The sequence below is a fragment of the Bordetella ansorpii genome (assembly GCF_900078705.1).
Taxonomy (GTDB): domain Bacteria; phylum Pseudomonadota; class Gammaproteobacteria; order Burkholderiales; family Burkholderiaceae_B; genus Bordetella; species Bordetella ansorpii_A.
Genome location: NZ_FKIF01000007.1, coordinates 441,826 through 460,833 on the forward strand (window position 1 = coordinate 441,826; position 19,008 = coordinate 460,833).

19 protein-coding genes are annotated in these 19,008 nt (G+C 68.5%); 13 read left to right on the forward strand and 6 right to left on the reverse strand.

Annotated elements, in window-relative coordinates:
* Positions 1-55 precede the first annotated feature (55 nt).
* Both A6745_RS17745 and A6745_RS17750 read left to right on the forward strand, forming a co-directional pair.
* Entirely contained in the window at positions 56-292 is a 237-nt protein-coding gene (locus A6745_RS17745; RefSeq protein ID WP_066131350.1) for a FitA-like ribbon-helix-helix domain-containing protein, read from the forward strand.
* Positions 279-698, forward strand: a complete 420-nt coding sequence (locus tag A6745_RS17750; protein ID WP_066130015.1) for a type II toxin-antitoxin system VapC family toxin — start codon at positions 279-281, stop codon at positions 696-698. Before A6745_RS17745 ends, A6745_RS17750 begins: the two co-directional genes overlap by 14 nt.
* Before the next feature lie 30 nt (positions 699-728).
* Here the strand turns inward: A6745_RS17750 and A6745_RS17755 are convergent, their stop codons facing one another.
* On the reverse strand, positions 729-1,478 hold the full coding sequence (locus tag A6745_RS17755; protein WP_066130017.1) for a sulfite exporter TauE/SafE family protein: 750 nt from the start codon (positions 1,476-1,478) through the stop codon (positions 729-731).
* 180 nt (positions 1,479-1,658) lie between these two features.
* Here A6745_RS17755 and A6745_RS28750 point away from each other — a divergent pair, with 180 nt between their 5' ends.
* Complete coding sequence (locus A6745_RS28750) at positions 1,659-1,877, forward strand: hypothetical protein (protein WP_156513435.1); 219 nt, start codon at positions 1,659-1,661, stop codon at positions 1,875-1,877.
* 7 nt (positions 1,878-1,884) lie between these two features.
* On the opposite strand, the gene boxA is transcribed toward A6745_RS28750, so the two are convergent.
* The 4 genes from boxA to A6745_RS17775 form a co-directional block, all read right to left on the reverse strand.
* Positions 1,885-3,156, reverse strand: coding sequence for a benzoyl-CoA 2,3-epoxidase subunit BoxA (boxA, locus tag A6745_RS17760; protein WP_066130019.1), 1,272 nt, complete (start codon positions 3,154-3,156; stop codon positions 1,885-1,887).
* Positions 3,157-3,233: 77 nt separating this feature from the next.
* Positions 3,234-4,661: a benzoyl-CoA 2,3-epoxidase subunit BoxB gene (gene boxB / locus A6745_RS17765; RefSeq protein ID WP_066130021.1), complete on the reverse strand. Its 1,428-nt coding sequence runs from the start codon at positions 4,659-4,661 to the stop codon at positions 3,234-3,236.
* A gap of 100 nt (positions 4,662-4,761) precedes the next feature.
* On the reverse strand, positions 4,762-6,423 hold the full coding sequence (boxC, locus tag A6745_RS17770; protein ID WP_066130023.1) for a 2,3-epoxybenzoyl-CoA dihydrolase: 1,662 nt from the start codon (positions 6,421-6,423) through the stop codon (positions 4,762-4,764).
* 228 nt (positions 6,424-6,651) lie between these two features.
* Entirely contained in the window at positions 6,652-7,554 is a 903-nt protein-coding gene (locus A6745_RS17775) for a helix-turn-helix transcriptional regulator (RefSeq protein ID WP_066130025.1), read from the reverse strand.
* A gap of 179 nt (positions 7,555-7,733) precedes the next feature.
* Between A6745_RS17775 and A6745_RS17780 the strand changes: the two genes are divergently transcribed.
* The 8 genes from A6745_RS17780 (at position 7,734) to A6745_RS17815 (ending at position 15,142) form a co-directional block, all read left to right on the forward strand.
* Complete coding sequence (locus A6745_RS17780) at positions 7,734-8,204, forward strand: DUF4863 family protein (RefSeq protein ID WP_066130027.1); 471 nt, start codon at positions 7,734-7,736, stop codon at positions 8,202-8,204.
* Between the two features lie 90 nt (positions 8,205-8,294).
* Positions 8,295-9,854 carry a benzoate-CoA ligase family protein gene (locus tag A6745_RS17785; protein ID WP_066130029.1) on the forward strand — a complete coding sequence of 520 codons (1,560 nt, stop codon included), beginning with the start codon at positions 8,295-8,297 and terminating at the stop codon, positions 9,852-9,854.
* Between the two features lie 75 nt (positions 9,855-9,929).
* Entirely contained in the window at positions 9,930-11,090 is a 1,161-nt protein-coding gene (locus A6745_RS17790) for an ABC transporter substrate-binding protein (protein ID WP_066130031.1), read from the forward strand.
* A 12-nt stretch (positions 11,091-11,102) separates the two neighbouring features.
* Positions 11,103-11,984 carry a branched-chain amino acid ABC transporter permease gene (locus A6745_RS17795; RefSeq protein ID WP_066130033.1) on the forward strand — a complete coding sequence of 294 codons (882 nt, stop codon included), beginning with the start codon at positions 11,103-11,105 and terminating at the stop codon, positions 11,982-11,984.
* Between the two features lie 7 nt (positions 11,985-11,991).
* Entirely contained in the window at positions 11,992-13,113 is a 1,122-nt protein-coding gene (locus A6745_RS17800; RefSeq protein ID WP_197488181.1) for a branched-chain amino acid ABC transporter permease, read from the forward strand.
* Positions 13,106-13,906, forward strand: a complete 801-nt coding sequence (locus A6745_RS17805) for an ABC transporter ATP-binding protein (RefSeq protein WP_066130035.1) — start codon at positions 13,106-13,108, stop codon at positions 13,904-13,906. The genes A6745_RS17800 and A6745_RS17805 overlap by 8 nt, the downstream gene beginning before the upstream one ends.
* The gene (locus tag A6745_RS17810; protein ID WP_066130036.1) at positions 13,903-14,652 is read left to right on the forward strand and encodes an ABC transporter ATP-binding protein; all 750 of its coding nucleotides are present in this window, start codon (positions 13,903-13,905) and stop codon (positions 14,650-14,652) included. Before A6745_RS17805 ends, A6745_RS17810 begins: the two co-directional genes overlap by 4 nt.
* Positions 14,653-14,941: 289 nt before the next feature.
* The gene (locus A6745_RS17815; RefSeq protein WP_066130038.1) at positions 14,942-15,142 is read left to right on the forward strand and encodes a DUF3008 family protein; all 201 of its coding nucleotides are present in this window, start codon (positions 14,942-14,944) and stop codon (positions 15,140-15,142) included.
* Between the two features lie 92 nt (positions 15,143-15,234).
* Here A6745_RS17815 and A6745_RS17820 read toward each other — a convergent pair whose 3' ends face one another.
* On the reverse strand, positions 15,235-16,749 hold the full coding sequence (locus A6745_RS17820; RefSeq protein WP_066130040.1) for an NYN domain-containing protein: 1,515 nt from the start codon (positions 16,747-16,749) through the stop codon (positions 15,235-15,237).
* A 362-nt stretch (positions 16,750-17,111) separates the two neighbouring features.
* Here A6745_RS17820 and A6745_RS17825 point away from each other — a divergent pair, with 362 nt between their 5' ends.
* Both A6745_RS17825 and A6745_RS17830 read left to right on the forward strand, forming a co-directional pair.
* Positions 17,112-17,969 carry a motility protein A gene (locus A6745_RS17825; RefSeq protein WP_066130042.1) on the forward strand — a complete coding sequence of 286 codons (858 nt, stop codon included), beginning with the start codon at positions 17,112-17,114 and terminating at the stop codon, positions 17,967-17,969.
* Positions 17,966-18,991, forward strand: a complete 1,026-nt coding sequence (locus A6745_RS17830; protein WP_066130044.1) for an OmpA/MotB family protein — start codon at positions 17,966-17,968, stop codon at positions 18,989-18,991. The genes A6745_RS17825 and A6745_RS17830 overlap by 4 nt, the downstream gene beginning before the upstream one ends.
* The last annotated feature ends 17 nt before the right edge of the window (positions 18,992-19,008 follow it).

Genomic DNA, 19,008 nt, shown 5'->3' on the forward strand with positions numbered 1-19,008 from the left:
CAACCCTTACCTGCTTCAAGATGCTATCATTGATAGCAATCCTTGGAGAACGTACATGGGCAGCCTTATCGTGCGTGGCGTCGACGACGCCCTTATCCAGACGCTGCGCGAGCAAGCCGCGGCCAACGGCCGCAGCGCCGAAGCCGAACACCGCGACATCCTGGCCCGAGCCCTGCTGCAATCCCCGCGACGCAGCCTGGCCGAGGTGCTGGCCGCCATGCCAGACGTGGGCCGAGACGCCGACTTCGCGCGCCACGAAGACACCGACGGTGCGCCGCATGTATTTGATTGACACCAACGTCATCAGCGAGGCCCGCAAGGGGGCGCGAGCCAATGCGGGGGTCCTGACGTTCCTGAAGACGGCCGTCCAGGCCGACGCCGCGCTGTTCCTGTCGGTGGTCACGGTGGGCGAACTGCGGCGCGGCGTCGATCTGCTGCGTCATCGCGGCGATGCCCCGCAAGCGGCATTGCTCGAAAACTGGCTGGCGCGCCTGTCGGCAGACTTCGCCCGACGCATCTTGCCCGTCGATGCCGACGTGGCCCAGGTGTGGGGCCGGCTGCGCGTGCCGCAGCCTCAGCATGCCCTGGACAAGCTCATCGCCGCCACGGCCCTCATCCACGGGCTTACCGTGGTCACCCGCAACACGGCCGATTTCGACGGCCTGGGGGTGCGTGTGCTCGACCCATTCAGCGCCTGAGTGCTCTGGCCGCCATCTGCGGCCAGAGCACTACCCCGCGAAGAAGTGCGGGATCGACGACGCCAGCAGCGCCACGCCCGACAACGTCAACAGGCTCAGCACGATACGACGGAAGGCCACGTCGCTGATCCCCACGTACAGGCGCGCGCCCAGCACGGTCGGAATCAGCATGGCCGGCGCCACGATGGCGAACATCGGCAGCATGTCACGGGTGACCGCGCCCGAGACCAGATAACCCAGCATCGTGAAGGTCAGGGTGGCCAGGTTGAAGTTCTGGATGATGCTGCGCTGCACGTCCTTGTCAAAGCGGCGCAGCGTGCACCACAGCGTGGGGATGACGCCCGAGAAACCGCCCAACCCGCCCATGACCCCGCCGATCACGCCGACCACGCCGTTGGCCGCCGAGCCGCCCACGGTAATGGCCGGCAGGTGCTTCGAGAACAGCATGATCGGGCACCACACCGCCAGCAATATGCCCAGCGCGGCCTTGAAGACGTGCACCTCCAGCAGGGGCAGCACGGCCACGCCTATCGGAATGCCGATCAGGCCGCCCAGCAGGAACGGCCCCAGCAGCCGCATGCCGAAACCACGGCGCATCGACACCGCCGCGATGACCTGCCCCGTCAGCCCCCCGAACACCGCCAGCACCGCAGCCAGCTTCGGATCGACCGTCCAGGCCCACAACGACATCGACACCATGCTGAAACCAAACCCCGACAAGCCTTGCACGAAGCCCGCCAGGACGGCGCCCGCCGCCACGGCAAAATAGACCGTCTCCATCTCCACCCTACATATTGTTTTTTGCCCCGTGCGCCCAGGGCAACATGTCCGGGCTGCGCGGTGGCCAGCGGGCATTTTACGTAGCTCCGGTCCGGACGGAATCGCCCTCCTGACACACCGCCTTGCTACACTGCCCGCCGCGCGAGACCCCGCCCAAAACCCTGCATGCCCGCGAGCGCCATGAACAGGACCTGGAAAGAGCGTTTCTCGGCCGCGGGATGGATCATGTCCGGCCTGCTGCTGGGCGTCAGCATTGGCGAACGCATCCCGTCCTGCCTGGAACCCGTGAAAGTGCGGTTGACCGCGCCGTGGACCGGCGTCAGCGAGGCCTTGGGCAGGACCTCGCAGGACACACCCCTGCAGGAAAGCGGGACGCTGATCTGGCAGCGTCCCAGGTAAGCGGACGTCAGTAGGTTTCCAGGTGCAGCCGGCCCTGGGTGCGCAGGGCGGCATGCAGCGGCTCCCACGCCTGCCCGGCGGTCTCGGCCACCTCTTTCAGGGCCTGCAGCACGCCCGCTTCCATGCCCTTCAGGCCGCACACGTACAGATAGGTTTCCTCATCCGCCAGCAGCGCGGCCACGTCGGCCGCGCGTTCGCGGATGGCGTCCTGCACGTAGCGCCGCGGCTGGTCCGCTTCGCGCGACAGGGCCAGGTTGATGTCGATGAAGTCGCGGGGCAGCTTCATCAACGGCCCGAAATACGGCAGTTCGCGCTGGGTGCGGGCGCCGAAGAACAGCATCAGCTTGCCGTTGGCGCCCTGCTCCAGGCGGCGGCGGCAGTGCTCGGTCATGGCCCGCATGGGCGCCGCGCCGGTGCCGGTGCAGATCATGACCAGATTGGCGCGGGGGTGGTTCGGCATCAGGAAAGTGTTGCCGAACGGGCCGATCACCTGGACCTGGTCGCCCTTGGCCACGTCGCACAGATAGTTCGAGCACACCCCCCGGAACGGCTGGCCGTCGTGCGTCTCGGTGACGCGTTTCACGGTCAGCGACAGGTTGTTGTAGCCGGGCCGCTCGCCATCGCGCGGGCTGGCCAGCGAGTACTGCCGCGCATGATGCGCGCGGCCCTGCGCGTCGGCGCCCGGCGGCAGGATGCCGATGGACTGGCCTTCCAGCACCGGAAACGGCAGCTTGCCGAAATCCAGCACGATGTGGTGGATGTCGCTGTCGGTGTCGTCGTCCGTCACGCGGTAGTTGCCCACCACCGTGGCGACGATGGGCGTCTTGTGCGAGTACAGGTTCACGTACGGATGCGCCGCCGACCACGGCGGCACGACGGAGCCCGGCGCCACGTAGGCGGCAGCGGGCTCGGCCAGCGCGGCGGCGGCAGTCAGGACGGCGGCATCGGTCGCAGCAGCTGCGTCGGCGGCAGCCGCATCGGCCACGACGCCCTGCGCAGGCAACGGCTTTTCCACCGGCAACTCGTCCCAGCCGAACTGTTCCTCCAGCGTGTAGGCCTCTTCGCGCACCACCATGCGCCAGTTGTCGATGGAGCCGGTCGGGCACGGCGGCACACAGGCCATGCAGCCATTGCAGATGGACGCATCCACCACGTAGTTGCGGCCGTCGTGCGTGATCGCGTCGATCGGGCAGGTTTCTTCGCACGTATTGCAGCGGATGCAGATCTCGGGATCGATCAGATGCTGCTTGAGCACTTGCGGCGGCAGGGGCGCGTTCATGGCGATTTCCCAAGGCTGGGGCCTGTCTGGTCTGGACAAGCCCCGCAGCGGCGGCCGCCCGGGGGCGGCGCGCCGGCTCAGTTGAAACGGACGTACTGGAAGTCGATGGGCTGGCGGTTCACGCCCATGACGGGCGGCGCGATCCAGTTGGCGAACTTGCCCGGCTCGCTGACCCGGCCCATCAGCGACGCGACGAAAGCGCGGTCTTCCGGGGTGGGCAGCCATTTGTCGACGTTGGCCTTCCATTGATCCTGCGTCAGCACGTCGCCCTCGGGCGAGACGCGCACGCCGGCCAGCGTGCCGATCTGGCGGTTGAACGCCTTGTGCGGCACGGACAGGCGGAACGGGATGCCGGCCTTCTCGATCACCTTGTTCCAGCGTCCCACGCCGGCCATCGAGTCGCGGATGAAGTCGTCGCGCAGCACCTCGTTCAGCGCGTTGAGCATGGGCACCTCGATCTCGCGCAGCTTGCCGCCATCGACCGACAGGATGCGGTAGGTGCCGTCCTTCAGTTGATGGTCGTCGGTGCGCTTGCCTTCTTCGTAGCGCCCCTTCAGGCCGGCGCTGTAGAAGATGGCGGCATTGGACGACTGGTCGGCGCCGAACAGGTCGATGGTGACGCTGTAGTGGAAGTTCAGGTAGCGCTGGATGGTGGCCAGGTCGATCACGCCGGCCGCGCGGATCGCCGCGGGATCGTCCGTCTTCAGCTCGTTCATCACCTGGCAGGTGCGCTGGATGACGCGCGACACGCCCGACTCGCCCACGAACATGTGGTGCGCCTCTTCGGTCAGCATGAACTTGGTGGTGCGGGCCAGCGGATCGAACCCCGACTCGGCCAGCGCGCACAGTTGGAACTTGCCGTCGCGGTCGGTGAAGTACGTGAACATGTAGAAGGCCAGCCAGTCCGGCGTCTTCTCGTTGAAGGCGCCCAGGATGCGCGGGTTGTCCGCGTCGCCCGAGGTACGCTGCAGCAGCGCGTCGGCCTCTTCGCGGCCATCGCGGCCGAAGTAGCGGTGCAGCAGATACACCATGGCCCACAGGTGGCGGCCCTCTTCCACGTTGATCTGGAACAGGTTGCGCAGGTCGTACTGCGACGGCGCGGTCAGGCCCAGGTGGCGCTGCTGCTCGATCGAGGCCGGCTCGGTGTCGCCCTGCGTGACGATGATGCGGCGCAGGTTGGCGCGGTGCTCGCCGGGCACGTCCTGCCAGACGTCGCGGCCCATGTTCTCGCCGAAGTGGATCTTGCGCTGGCCGTCCTGCGGCGCCAGGAAGATGCCCCAGCGGTAATCGGGCATCTTCACGTGGTCGAAGTGCGCCCAGCCGTCGGGCTCGACGCTGACGGCGGTGCGCAGGTAGACGTCGAACCCGTGCGAGCCATCGGGCCCCATGTCCTGCCACCATTGCAGGTAATTGGGCTGCCAGTGCTCCAGCGCGCGTTGCAGCGTGCGGTCGCTGGACAGGTTGACGTTGTTGGGTATCTTCTCGCTGTAGTTGATGCCGGACATGCGTGTCTCCTCGGGGGCCGTCAGCGGACTGCGGCGCGGGTGTCGGTGCGGATGGACGTGTGGCGCCGGGGCCGTTGCGCGAGCAGGCGGCCCCGGGGCGTCAGACGCGGTTCCAGTCGAATGCGGCCTGCTCGCCCTTGCCGTACAGCTTCAGGGCGCCCTTCTCGCCGGCCGCGTTGGGCCGGTTGAAAATCCAGTTCTGCCAGGCGGTCAGCCGGCCGAAGATGCGCGTCTCCATCGTTTCGACGGGACCGAAGCGCAGATTGGCCTCCAGGCCCGTCAGCGCGTCCGGAGACAGCGCGCGGCGCTCTTCCAGCGCCATGCGCAATTCGTCTTCCCAGTCGATCTCGTCGGGCGCGAACGTGACCAGGCCCAGCTGCTCGGCCTCGGAGGGCGACAGCGGCTGGCCGGCGGCGCGGCGCACGGCCTCCATCGGCTCGGTTTCCTGGTAGAAACGGCGCTGCAGGCGGGTAAGGCCATTGACCATGGGATAGGCGCCGAAATTGCACTCGCCCACCGTGATGCGGGCCGGCGCATCGGTCTGGCCGTCGTCCAACATGTAGATGCGGTCGGCAGCCAGGGCCAGTTCCAGCAGCGTGCCGGCGAAGCACGAACCCGGCTCGATGCACGCGAACAGCGAGCGCGAGGTTACGTCCAGCCGCGCCAGCGTGCGGCGCAGCATGCCGGCGGTCTCGCGCACGAACCAGTGCTCGCCGTGCGCCTGCAACGCCGCGTCCGCCTTCAATACGGCCCGCGCATCGCCTTCGGTCTTGAACAGCCAGGTGCCGATGTCCAGTTCGTTGGTGCGCATATACAGGATGGCGTCGTCCAGTTCGCGCGCCATCCGCAGCGGCCACCAGTCGGCGCCCGCCGCCACGATGGCATCGACCTCGGTGGCCACGTCGTCCTGCGGCGCGCGCACCGTCCAGGTGGCCAGGCGCTTGTCGCGGTCGATGCGCACCTCGACATGGCGGTAGGCCACGCCGTCCGGGCTGTCGGCGCGTTCCAGGCGCGTCAGCGCCACGCCCTGGGCTTGCGCGGGGCGGCTGCTGCCTTCGGCCAGCTCTTGCGCGCGCGCCCGCACGGCGGCCTCGAACTGCGCGGGCTTGATCACGTCGTCGACCAGGCGCCACGCCTTGGCGCGCTCGCCGCGCACGCCCTCGACCAGCGTGCAGAAGATGTCGGCATGATCGTGCCGGACTTTGCGTTTGTCGGTGACGCGCGTCAGCCCGCCGGTGCCGGGCAGCACGCCCAGCAGCGGCACCTCGGGCAAGGCCACGGCGGACGAGCGGTCGTCGACCAGCAGGATCTCGTCGCAGGCCAGCGCGAGTTCGTAGCCGCCGCCGGCGCACGCGCCATTGAGCGCCGCCACGAACTTGATGCCGCTGTGGCGGCTGGAGTCTTCGATGCCGTTGCGCGTTTCGTTGGTGAACTTGCAGAAGTTCACCTTCCAGGCGTGGCTGGACAGGCCCAGCATGAAGATGTTGGCACCCGAACAGAAGATGCGTTCCTTCATGCTGGTGACGACCACCGTGCGCACCTGCGGGTGCTCGAAGCGGATGCGCTGCAGCGCGTCGTGCAGCTCGATGTCCACGCCCAGGTCGTAGGAATTGAGCTTGAGCTTGTAGCCGGGGCGCAGGCCGCCATCTTCGGCCACGTCCATGGCCAGGGTGGCGACGTTGCCTTCGACGCTGAGGTGCCAATGGCGATATTGATCCGGGGCGGTGCGGAATTCCACCGGCGCGGGGGCGCTGCTGTTCATGGGGTGTCTCCTCTACCAGCAAAATACTGCATTAGCTGCATAATAGTGCAGTCTATTGCACGCGTCAACGCAAAGATGCAGCAAAGTGCAGTTTTCCGAGTCGCCGTTGCCCAGGCCGCGGCAACGCGCGTCGGCCATTCGCGGGGAGACGCCGGGGCAGGCCCGCAGGCCATGCCGGCACCGATGAACGCCAGAAGGACGGGCGTGCCGCCCTTGAATCCCAGGCGGCTACAGCGGCAGCCCGCCCGCCTTGCGCACCTGCGTGCGCAGGCCCGCGAAACACTCCTGCAGTTCCAGGTCGCTGGTGTGCCAGGTCAGGTCGGCCTTGGCGTAGAACGCTTCCCGGCCGGCCAGGATGCGCTTCAGATCCGCCATGGCCTCGGTGCTGCCCGACATGGGCCGGAAATCGCCCTGGGCCATGACGCGCCCCATGTGCTCTTCGGGGGTGGCGCGCAGCCATACCGTATAGCAGTGCGCCAGCAGCAGGTTGAAGGTGGCCGGCTCGGACACCAGTCCGCCCGGCGTGGCCAGCACCATTTCGGGGTACAGCTGCACGGCCTCTTCCAGCGCCCGGCGCTCGTAGCGGCGGTAGGCGTTGGGGCCATACAGATTGTGGATCTCCAAGATGCCGCAACCCGCCACGCGTTCGATCTCGCGGTTCAGCTCGACGAACGGATAGCCCAGGTCTTCGGCCAGCATCTGGCCCAGCGTGGATTTGCCCGCGCCGCGCAACCCGATCAGCGCGATGCGCTGGAAACGGTTGGGCCGCTGGCCGCCCGCGCCGAACAGTTGCGTCAGCGCCTCGCGGGCGCGCTGCAGGTCGGATTCGCCGCGGCCGCTGAGCAGTTCGCGGATCAGCAGCCATTCCGGGGATTCGGTGGTCACGTCGCCCACCAGTTCGGCCAGCGCGCAATTGAAGGCGCGCGCAATCTGCAGCAGCACCAATACCGAGGCGTTGCCCACCCCGTGTTCCAGATTGGCCAGGTGGCGTTCGGACACGCCCGTCGCCTGGGCCAGGCTTTTCCGCGTCATGCCCCGGATCGCGCGCAGGCGACGGACGCGTTCGCCCAAGGCCACCAGAAAGGCCTCGCGCGGGGGTTCGGCAGGCGCCAGATCGAGCGCTTGAGTCATGGGTGTTCGTTGCTCCGCAATAACCCTTAAATCGCGATTTTATGCACTATAGTGCTTGACGCACATTCGTCAAAGCACTATTTTTCCATTCAACCGACGTACATCGCACGGCGGGCTGCTCAAAAGAAGCATTGAAATTCATGCCCGGCAACCCGCGCCACAGTGTAAAGGAGACATCCGTGAGCTCGCCTGACCAGTTCCGAGCCTTGATCCGGGAAGTGACCGACCGCATCGGCGGCGCGCCGCTCGATGCCACCCTGCAAGACCGGCTGAACCAGGCGTTCGGCCCGGACAGTCCTCAGTACCAGCACCTCTTCCAGACCTGTCAGGCCGCGATCGCCGATGGCTGGATGTGCGATCGCGAAGGCGGCGGCATCCGCTATGGCCGCGTCATCAAGCCCGCCGACGACCTGGGCGGCTATTCGGTGGACGTGGTCGACATGAACGATCTTGCCGGCCCCCACCATTCCCATCCCAACGGCGAGATCGACCTGATCATGCCGCTGGACGACACGGCGCGCTTCGACGGCCGCGGCGCCGGGTGGCTGGTCTACGGCCCCGGCTCGGCGCACCGCCCCACCGTCAGCCAGGGCCGCGCCCTGGTGCTGTACCTGCTGCCGCAGGGCGCCATCGAATTCACCCGCCCCTGACATCCGGCGCCGCCATGCCTGCGACGCATGACCCCACCGGCTGAAACGGGCGCGCGGGCGCCCATACAGATAAAAAATCCGGAGACAAGCATGAACCACTGCCCCGCCGAACTGAATTTCGCCAGCCACCTGGCCGCGCTGAACGCCGCGCGCGCCGCCAAGACGGCCTACATCGACGACCAGCGCCAGCTCAGCTATGGCGAACTGGCCGAGCGCGTGGCGCGCTGCGCCGGCCTGCTGCGCGGCCTGGGCCTGCGCCGCGAAGAGCGCGTGCTGCTGCTGATGCACGACACCGTCGACTGGCCCGTGGCCTTCCTGGGCGCGCTGCACGCCGGCGTGGTGCCGGTGGCGGTGAACACCCTGCTGACGGCCGACGACTACGCCTACATCCTGCAGCACAGCCGCTCGCGCGCCGTGTTCGTGTCCGGCCCGCTCCTGCCGGTGCTGCAGGCGGCCATGGCCCAGGGCGGCCACGACGTCGAGCATGTGGTCGTGTCGCAGCCCGCGGGCACGCCGCCCGCCGACGCGCTGCACTTCGACGCCCGGCTGGCCGCTTCGCCCACCGTGCCCGCGGTGCGCACGCTCGCCGACGAGATCGCGTTCTGGCTGTACTCTTCCGGATCCACCGGCAAGCCCAAGGGCGTGGTGCATACGCACGGCAACCTGTGGCACACGGCCGAGCTGTACGCCAAGCCGGTGCTGGGCATCCGCGAGGACGACGTGGTGTTCTCGGCGGCCAAGCTGTTCTTCGCCTACGGCCTGGGCAATGGCCTGACCTTCCCGCTGTCGGTGGGCGCCACCACCGTGCTGATGGACGAGCGTCCCACGCCGCAGGCCGTGTTCAAGCGGCTGACCACCCACCGTCCCACCATCTTCTATGGCGTGCCCACGCTGTACGCCGGCATGCTGGCCGCCGCCGACCTGCCGCCGCGCCAGCAGGTGGCGCTGCGCGTCTGTACGTCGGCGGGCGAGGCCCTGCCGCGCGACATCGGCGACCGCTTCACGCGCCATTTCGGCTGCGAGATCCTGGACGGCATCGGGTCGACCGAGATGCTGCACATCTTCCTGTCCAACCGCAGCGGCGACCTGCGCTACGGCACCACCGGCAAGCCCGTGCCGGGCTACGAGGTGCAACTGCGCGACGACACCGGCCTGCCCGTGCCCGCCGGCGCCATCGGCGACCTGTACATCAAGGGCCCCAGCACGGCGCTGATGTACTGGAACAACCGCGACAAGACGCGCCAGTGCTTCCAGGGAGACTGGCTGAAAAGCGGCGACAAGTACGTCTGCGATGCCGACGGCTACTACACCTATGCCGGCCGCAGCGACGACATGATCAAGGTCAGCGGCCAGTACGTGTCGCCGGTTGAAGTCGAGAACGTGCTGATCCAGCACGAGGCGGTGCTGGAGGCCGCCGTGATCGGGGTGCCCGACCACGACGGCCTGGTCAAGACCAAGGCCTACGTGGTGCTGCGGCCCGGCTACGAACCCGACGACAGCACGGGCGCGGCCCTGCAGCAATACGTCAAGCAGCACCTGGCGCCCTTCAAGTATCCGCGCCAGATCAATTTCACCGAAGAACTGCCCAAGACCGCCACCGGCAAGATCCAGCGGTTCCGCCTGCGGCAGTTGGAAGAAGCCTCGCTGTAGACCGCGCCGCCCGGCGTTTCCCGCAAGACCCGGCCCGCAATGCCGGCAGCCATACATAAAAACCAGGAGACAACCATGCAACACGCCATACTGCGCGGCGCCGCCGCCAGCGCCCTGTTGTGCCTCGCGGCGGGCGCATCGGCCGCCGACAAGATCAAGGTGGGCTTCATGCTGCCCTACAGCGGCACCTACGCCGCACTGGGCAACGCCATCGAGAACGGCTTCAAGCTGTACGTCGCCGAACAGGGCGGCAAGCTGGGCGGCCGCGAGATCGAGTATTTCAAGGTCGACGACGAATCCAATCCGGCCAAGGCCTCCGAGAACGCCAACCGGCTGATCAAGCGCGACCAGGTCGACGTGCTGGTGGGCACGGTGCACTCGGGCGTGGCCATGGCCCTGGCCAAGGCCGCCAAGGACAGCAACACCACGCTGATCGTGCCCAACGCGGGCGCCGACGCCATCACCGGTCCGATGTGCGGCCCGGGCATCTTCCGCACCTCGTTCACCAACTGGCAGCCGGCCTACGCCATGGGCCCGGTGGCCGCGGCCCGCGGCCACAAGACCGCCATCACCGTCACGTGGAAATACGCGGCGGGCGACGAGGCCGTCAACGGTTTCCAGGAAGGCTTCGAGAAGGCCGGCGGCAAGGTGCGGAAGCACCTGAACGTGCCCTTTCCGAACGTGGAATTCCAATCGCTGCTGACCGAGATCGCCGCGTCCAAGCCCGACATGGTGTTCGCCTTCTTCGCGGGCGGCGGCGCGGTGAAGTTCGTGCAGGACTACCACGCGGCGGGCCTGGGCAAGACCATTCCGCTGTACGGCTCGGGCTTCCTGACCGACGGCACGCTCAAGGCGCAGGGCGATTCCGCGCAGGGCCTGCTGACCACGCTGCACTACGCCGACGGCCTGAACACCCCGCGCGACAACACCTTCCGCGCGGCCTACGACAAGGCCTACGGCATGCCGCCGGACGTATACGCCGTGCAGGGCTACGACGCCGCGCAGATGATGCAGGCCGGCCTGGCCGCCGTGAAGGGCGACATCGGCAAGAAAGACGACTTCCGCAAGGCGATGCGCGGCGCCACCATCGACAGCCCGCGCGGCTCCTTCACGCTGTCGGCCGCCGGCAACCCGGTGCAGGACATCTATCTGCGCAAGGTAAACGGCCTGGACAACCTGGTGCAGGAAGTGGCCGCGCGCAAGCTGGCCGATCCCGCGCGCGGCTGCCGCCTGTAGGCCGGAGCCAGGATGGATCCCGCCGTCTTCCTCATCCAGTGCCTGAACGCGCTGCAATACGGCCTGCTGCTGTTCCTGGTGGCCAGCGGGCTGACGCTGATCTTCGGCATCATGGGCATCATCAACCTGGCCCATGGCAGCTTCTACATGATCGGCGCCTACATGGCGTTCGCGCTGGGGCCGTGGGTCGACCGCACGCTGGGCGGCGGGTTCTTCGCCACCGTGATCGTCTGCGTGGCGGCGGCCGCCCTGCTGGGATACCTGCTGGAAGCGGCGTTCTTCAGCTACCTGTACCGGCGCGACCACCTGCAGCAGGTGCTGATGACGTACGGCCTGATCCTGGTGTTCGAGGAGCTGCGCAGCATCCTGGTGGGCAATGACGTGCACGGCGTGCCGATGCCCGCCTGGCTGCAGGGCTCCATTTCGCTGGGCGGGTTGATGACCTACCCGGTGTACCGCCTGTTCATCTCGGCCGTCGGGCTGGGCGTGGGGCTGCTGCTGTACCTGGTCATCACCCGCACGCGGCTGGGCATGATGGTGCGCGCCGGCGCCAGCAATCGCGAAATGATCGGCTCGCTGGGCATCGACATCAACCGGCTCTACCGCATGGTGTTCGCCGCCGGGGTGGCGTTGGCCGCGCTGGCGGGCACCATCGCCGCCCCCGTGTCCTCGGTGTATCCGGGCATGGGCCATGGGGTGCTGATCGTGTGTTTCGTGGTGGTGGTGATCGGCGGCATCGGCTCGATCCGTGGCGCCTTCCTGGCCGCGATGCTGGTGGGCGTCGTCGAGACCTTCGGCCAGGTGCTGTTCCCGGCCGCCGCGGGCGTGCTGGTGTACGTGCTGATGGCCGGCATCCTGCTGTGCAAGCCCGAAGGGCTGTTCAAACAAGGCTGAATCCCTCATGCGCAAGGCTGTTTCGCTTTCGTTGTTCGTACCCGTGCTGGTCCTGCTGGCGCTGGCCGTGGTGCCGTCGCTGGCCGGCGGCTACGCCACGGGACTGGCGCTGAAGATCATGATCTATGCGCTGTTCGCCCTCAGCCTGCAGTTGCTGGTGGGCGGCGCGGGCCTGGTCAGCCTGGGGCACGCGGCGTTCTTCGGCATCGGCGCCTACTGCGCCGCGCTGCTGACGCCCTCGGCCGGGCCGGCGCCGCTGTGGTGGCTGCTGCCGGCGGCAGTGCTGGGGGCGGGCGTCTACGCGCTGGCCACCGGCGCGCTGGCGCTGCGCACGCGCGGCATCTACTTCATCATGGTCACGCTGGCCTTCTCGCAGATGGCGTACTACGTGTTCCACGACACCAAGGTCGGCGGCGGCAGCGACGGCATCTACCTGTATTTCCGCCCGGAACCCGCGCTCGGCGGCGGGCTGCTGTTCGACCTGTCCAGCGACACCGCCTTTTATTTCTTCGCGCTGGCCTGCCTGGCGCTGGGCTGGCTGTTCGTCGGCATGCTGCGGCGCTCGCCCTTCGGCGCGGCGCTGGCCGGCATCCGCATCAGCGAGCAGCGCATGCGCGCGGCCGGCTACGACACGTATCCGTACAAGCTGACGGCCTATGTCCTGGCGGGCATGCTGGCCGGTCTGGCGGGCTTCCTGTATGCGCTGAAGGACGGCTTCGTCACGCCCGAGCTGCTGGCCTGGGAGCAGTCCGGCCTGGCCCTGCTGATGGTGATCCTGGGCGGCCTGCGCCGGCCCGGCGGCGCCGTGCTGGGCGCGGCCTCGCTGGTGCTGCTGCAGGAACTGTTCCAATCCGAGGCCGTGTTCGGCACGTATGCGCAGCACTGGCACCTGTCGCTGGGACTGGCCATCATCGCGCTGGTGGCGCTGCTGCCGGATGGGCTGATCGGATTGCCGGCGCGGTTGCGCGGCACGGGCAAGCCGCCCGGCATGCATGCGCCAGCGCACGCCTGCGCGCCGGACGACGCAGGCGAAGAGACTGCCGCGCCCGGCCGCGCCGACTCCGCACGGGACGGCGCCGCGCGAGGCGCCCGCCCTACTCTCGTCGCTTCCGGAGGCCCCCATGGCTGACGTCATGCTTGCCGCCACCGGCATCACGCGCCGTTTCGGCGGTCTCGTGGCCGTGGACGGCGTCTCGCTCGAACTGCGCCGCGGCGCCGTGCATGCCGTCATCGGCACCAACGGCGCGGGCAAGTCCACGTTGATCAACATCCTGTCCGGCGAACTGCCGCCCAGCGGCGGCACCGTCCAGTTGGGCGGCCAGGACGTCACCGCCTGGCCGCAACCGCGACGTGCGCGCGCCGGCCTGGGCCGCACCTATCAACGCTCGACGCTCTTTCCGGAACTGACCGTGCACGAGAACTGCCGGCTGGCCGCCCAGGCCGGCCGGCAGCGCTTCTGGCACTGGTGGCGCAGCGCCGAAGGCTGCGCGCACAGCACCGACATGGCGCGGCGGGCCATGGACAGCACCGGCCTGCAGGCGGATGCCCAGCGTCCGGCGGGCCAGTTGCCGCACGGCCGCAAACGGCAGTTGGAGATTGCCATGTGCCTGGCCGGCCAGCCCGACGTGCTGCTGCTGGACGAGCCGCTGGCCGGCATGGGGCCCGAGGAAACCGACCGCATCCTGGACCTTCTGCAGGCGTTGAAACGGGACCACGCGATCCTGCTGGTCGAGCACGACATGGACGCGGTGTTCCGCGTGGCCGAGACCATCACCGTGATGGTCAACGGCTGCGCCATCGCGAGCGGCGATCCGGCCACGATCCGCGCCAACCCGGCGGTACAGACCGCCTATCTGGGCGAGGAAACCCTGGCAGACGGCGCTCCCGCCCACCGCAGTGCAGCCACCGGAGGCCACGCATGATCCATGCCGCCATCGCACAGGGCCATCCCGGCGCGGCCCAGCCGCTGGTGCAGGCGCGCGGCCTGCACACCTACTACGGCGCCAGCCACGTACTGCGCGGCGTGGACCTGGACGTGTCTCCCGGCGAATCCATCGGCCTGGTCGGACGCAACGGCATGGGCAAGACCACGCTGATCCGCACCCTGCTGGGGCTGGTTCGCGCCGAGCGCGGCAGCGTGCGCATCGACGGCCGGGATTGCACGCGCGCCGCGCCGCATGCCATCGCGCGGCTGGGCGTGGCCTATGTGCCCGAGGGCCGCGGCATCTTCCCCAACCTGAGCGTGCGCGAAAACCTGATGGTGGCGGCCCGCGCCGGCCGCGGGCCGCGCGCCGGCTGGACGTACGAACGCGTGCTGGACACGTTTCCGCGCCTGCGGGAGCGGCTGGACCATGGCGGCCAGCAGTTGTCCGGCGGCGAGCAACAGATGCTGGCCATCGGCCGGGCCTTGATGACCAACCCGGACCTGCTGGTGCTGGACGAGGCCACCGAAGGCCTGGCGCCGCTGATCGTGGCCGAGATCTGGAACATCGTGGGCCGCATCCGCGCCACCGGCATGTCCACCCTGATCGTCGACCGCAATTTCCGAGCGGTGCTGGCGCACACCGACCGCTGCGTGGTCATGGAGAAGGGGCGGCTGGTGGAAAGCGGCGACAGCGCGGCCTTCGCGGCACAGCCCGGGCAGTTGGCGCGGTACCTGGGGGTATAGGGGCAGGCGCCTGCCACTGCCCCCTGACGGCCACGCGGGACATCGACGGCATGCGCTCGAAGCACAGGGCCGCATCCTCCCTCGCCGGAAATGATGTAACGCAACCCGACCGCGCGCAGGCTCCCGCCCGCTGCGCGTCCGATCCGGCACAGACCCTTTTCATCCCGCAACGGGGCGTTGCATCCCTGCCGATGCATCTTGATAGCATGAAGATTCGGTTGCGAGGACGCACCGGCATCCCGCCGGTCCCGCCCGGCGACCGTGACGACCCCTGTCAAGGAGACCCTCCATGCCAGCCAAGTCCCAAGCCCAGCAAAAGGCCGCCGGCGCGGCCCTGTCCGCCAAGAAGGGCGACACCAAGGTCCGCGACCTGAAGGGTGCGTCCAAATCCATGTACGACTCGATGAGCAAGCCGGAACTGGAAGACATGGCGCACACCTCGCGCAGCGGCAAGCCGCAGCACAACCGGGCTTCCCGCTCGCATCACTAGCGAGCCCGCGGCGGGACGCGCCAGCGCTTGCGGGGCGCGTCCCGGTCTTTACTTCAGCCGCCCGTCTGGCCGATCAGCGCCCGTCTGGCAGATCAGCCTTCGCCGGCAGGCTTCGCCTTCTTCGCGGCACGCGGACGCTTCACCGCCTTGGCCGGCGTGGCGGCCTCATCCGGCGCCTCGGCCTTGGAAGGGGTGGTTTTCCTGGCCGACTTTCTGGCCGGCTTGGCCGGCGGCTGCGACGCGTCGGCGGGCGCCTTCTTCGGCGTGGCGCCCAGTGGCGCGATCGTCGGGATCGGCACGCCGGCCAGGGCCGATACCGAGGGTTCGCGCTGGCGGCCGGTCACGGCGTGCAGGCGTTCGCCCTCTGGTTGCGAGCGTTCGTTGGCGGATTGTGCGCCGCCCTCCTTCGCCGCCTCCGTACGCGTTCTTGCTCCCCCGCCCCTGCGCGCCTTCGATCGGCGATTTCCGTCACCGGCTTCGGCGGCACGCGCCGGCACGCTCGTATCGTCGGCTTCCGCCGCGACTGCCGGGGAGACCGCAGCGACAGTGTCGAGCGCCCCCGTCGACGGCCCGTTTGGCACCGGCGCCACGACCGCCGCACGCGGCGTCTGGGCGCTCGCGCCCGGCGTTGACCGGTCTTCGTTCACCCGGGACTCGGCCGCTTCGGCTTGAACGCCCGCCTCGGCCGACCGGTTGCGCGCCGCGCCGCCCCTGCGCCGTCCAGACGGTCCCGGCATCGACTGCCGAGAGCCTCCGGACCTTCTCTCGTCGGTGCGCACCACCAGGTCCGGCACGGCCGCCCGGCTGACGTAGGTGCCGGACCGCTCGTCGCGTCCCAGCGTCAGCAGCCCGCGCGCCTGCGCCTCTTCCAGCAAGTGCCCGAAGGCCTTGAAGCCATGATAAGACTCGGAGAAATCCGGCTTGCGCCGCTTGATCGCGTTCTTCAAGGTAGAGGCCCAGATGCGCTGGCTGTCGCCCTCTTCCGTCGTCAGGGCGTCAAAGGTCTGCACGATCAGTTCCAGCGCCTGCAGCTTGCGCTTCTCGGCCTCGTCCAGCGTCGGTTGCGCCACCGCCGTGGCGGCGACGGGCGGCGCGGCCACCGGATTGCGCGCTTCGGCCGCGCGGCGGCGCTCCCGCTCCAGGTCGTCGTAGAAGATGAACTCGTCGCAATTGGCCACCAGCAGGTCCGACGTCGCGCGCTTGACGCCCACCCCGATCACCCGCTTGGCGTTCTCGCGCAGTTTGGACACCAGCGGCGAGAAATCCGAGTCGCCGCTGATGATGACGAACGTGTCGACGTGGCTCTTGGTGTAGCAAAGGTCCAGCGCGTCCACCACCAGCCGGATGTCGGCCGAATTCTTGCCCGACTGCCGCACGTGCGGAATCTCGATCAGCTCGAAATTGGCCTCGTGCATGCCTTCCTTGAATTCGCGGTAGCGTTCCCAATTGCAATAGGCCTTCTTGACCACGATGCTGCCCTTGAGCAGCAACCGCTCCAGCACCAGGCGGATATCCAGGCGGGCGTAGTTGGCGTCTCGCACCCCCAGCGCAAGGTTCTCGAAATCGCAGAACACCGCCATGCTGGCGCTATCTTGGGGGGTGGGCATTCGGTGCTCCTGAAAGGGGATCCGGGCTGACGGCAACCGGGATCAATCCCCGATGATCTCACGGGTCGGGGCAAATGCCCGCGTAACGGGAGGATGGAAAACAGTGCCGCATGGCTCGCGCCGCCCGGCCCGGCGCCGGCCGGGCGTCGCACTTTGCCAGGCTCATGCTTCCAAGCGGACCAAGCCAGGCGGCAGGCGACCGGAAGTTAACGGCCTGCAAATCCCAAACCTGAGGTTTTCGGGCCTTTTTCATTCGATTGGACGCGGGCCTCCCTGGCTAGAATCCTCGGGCCGGATGTTCTCGACCGCGGGGTCCATGCCCGCCGTCCGTCCGCGCGCTTCCCTACCGGGGCCTGAATTCCATGAATCTGTCCACCCTCATCGGCCTGCTGCTGGGCATCATCACCCTGATCCTGGTCGTCGCCTTTTCGGCGATCGACTCGGTGGCCTACCTGAACCTGCCCGGCCTGGCCATCGTGCTGGGCGGCACCTGCGCCGCGCTGTTCATCGCCTATCCGCTGGCCGAGATCCGCCGCATTCCGCCGCTGCTGCGCACCGTGTTCCACAACGACCGCGGCGACACCCAGCGCGACATCGACGAACTGGTCGCCATGTCGCAACTGTGGATGAACAACGACGTCCACAAGGTCGAGGCCGCGCTGAAGAAGGTGTCCAATCCCTTCCTGCGCACCGGCGTGCAGCTCATCATCGACAACACGCCCGAGGAACAGATCATCGAACTGCTGCAGTGGCGCATCGCCCGCATGCGCGCTCGTGAACAGGCAGAGGCGCAGATGTTCCGCACCATGGCCAGCTTCGCACCGGCTTTCGGCATGCTGGGCACGCTGGTCGGCCTGATCAACCTGATGTCGGTGCTGGGCGACGGCGCCATGGACGCCATCGCGCGCCACCTGGCCGTGGCGCTGATGACCACCTTCTACGGCCTGCTGCTGGCCAACCTGCTGTGCAAGCCGGTGGCCGTGAAGCTCGAACGCCGCACCGAACGCCGTGTCACCCTGCTGAACATGGTGCTGCAAGGCATCTCGATGATGTGCGAGCGACGCGGCCCGGCCGTGGTGCGCGAAACGCTGAACTCGTTCATGCTGCAGGTCGAGGACGAGGTCTACGACGGCGGCCAGCCCGAACCCAGGCCGGCGCCTCGCCGCGCCCCTGGCGCGCCCGCCGCGGCGGCGCCCGTCAAGGCGGCGGCACGGCAATGACCGGCGTGGCACGGCCCTCGCTGGCCGACCTGATCGAAGAGCGCCGGCGCGCCGAGCGCAAGCGTGCCTCGCCGCTGGCGCGCGTCAACCGGAACAACGCCGACCGCTTCGCGCGCTGGCACGTGCCCGAGGCGGTCGACCACGAGCCCGACCACTGGCTCATCACCTATCTCGACCTGCTCACGCTGCTGCTGGCCATGCTGGTGGTGATGCTGGGCGTGACGCGCATGTACGGCTGGCACACCACGCACGACCAGCCCATCGCCGTGGTGGGCTCGGTGGCGCGCGGCGGGCTGCCCCCCTACCAGGGCGACCTCGACCGGATCGACGGCCTGCCCGCCATCCCGGCCGAATGGGCGCATCTGCCCGACCCCGCCGCCCAGCCCGCAGGCCCGGTCCACGAACCCACCGAAACCGTGGAAAACGGTCCGATGGTGCCCGCTCCCCCGCCCCCGCCATCCATCGAGGACATGGGCCTGGAAGGCCTGGGCGACTCGATCCAGGTAGTGGTGAACAGCCAGTCGGTCAGCTTCCGCATCAGCACCGAACTGCTGTTCCCGTCCGGCCAGGCCTCGCTCAGCCCCTCCGGACTGGGCCTGATCAAGAAGCTGGCCGGCGTGGTCAACCGCAGCAACCATCCCCTGTCGATCGAAGGCCACAGCGACAACGTGCCGATCCAGACGCGCCAGTTCCCGTCCAACTGGGAACTGTCCACCAGCCGCGCCACCAGCGTGCTGCGCGAACTGGTGCGCGACGGCGTGGACGGCAACCGCCTGCGGGCGGTGGGCTACGCGGATACGCACCCGCTGCAACCCAACGACACCGCCCAGGGCCGCGCCGCGAACCGGCGCGTGGAACTGATCATGCGGACGGCGCCGAAGGAAAGCGATGCCACCCAGGCGGCGGCGGGCAAGGCAGCCTCCGCCACCGGACCCGCTGCCGCGCCAGCGGCCGACGCCCCCGCCGTGCCTCGTGCCGCCGGCGAACAGCCGGATCGAGCGCCGGGCGCATCCGCGCAATGACACAATGGCTGGCGTAC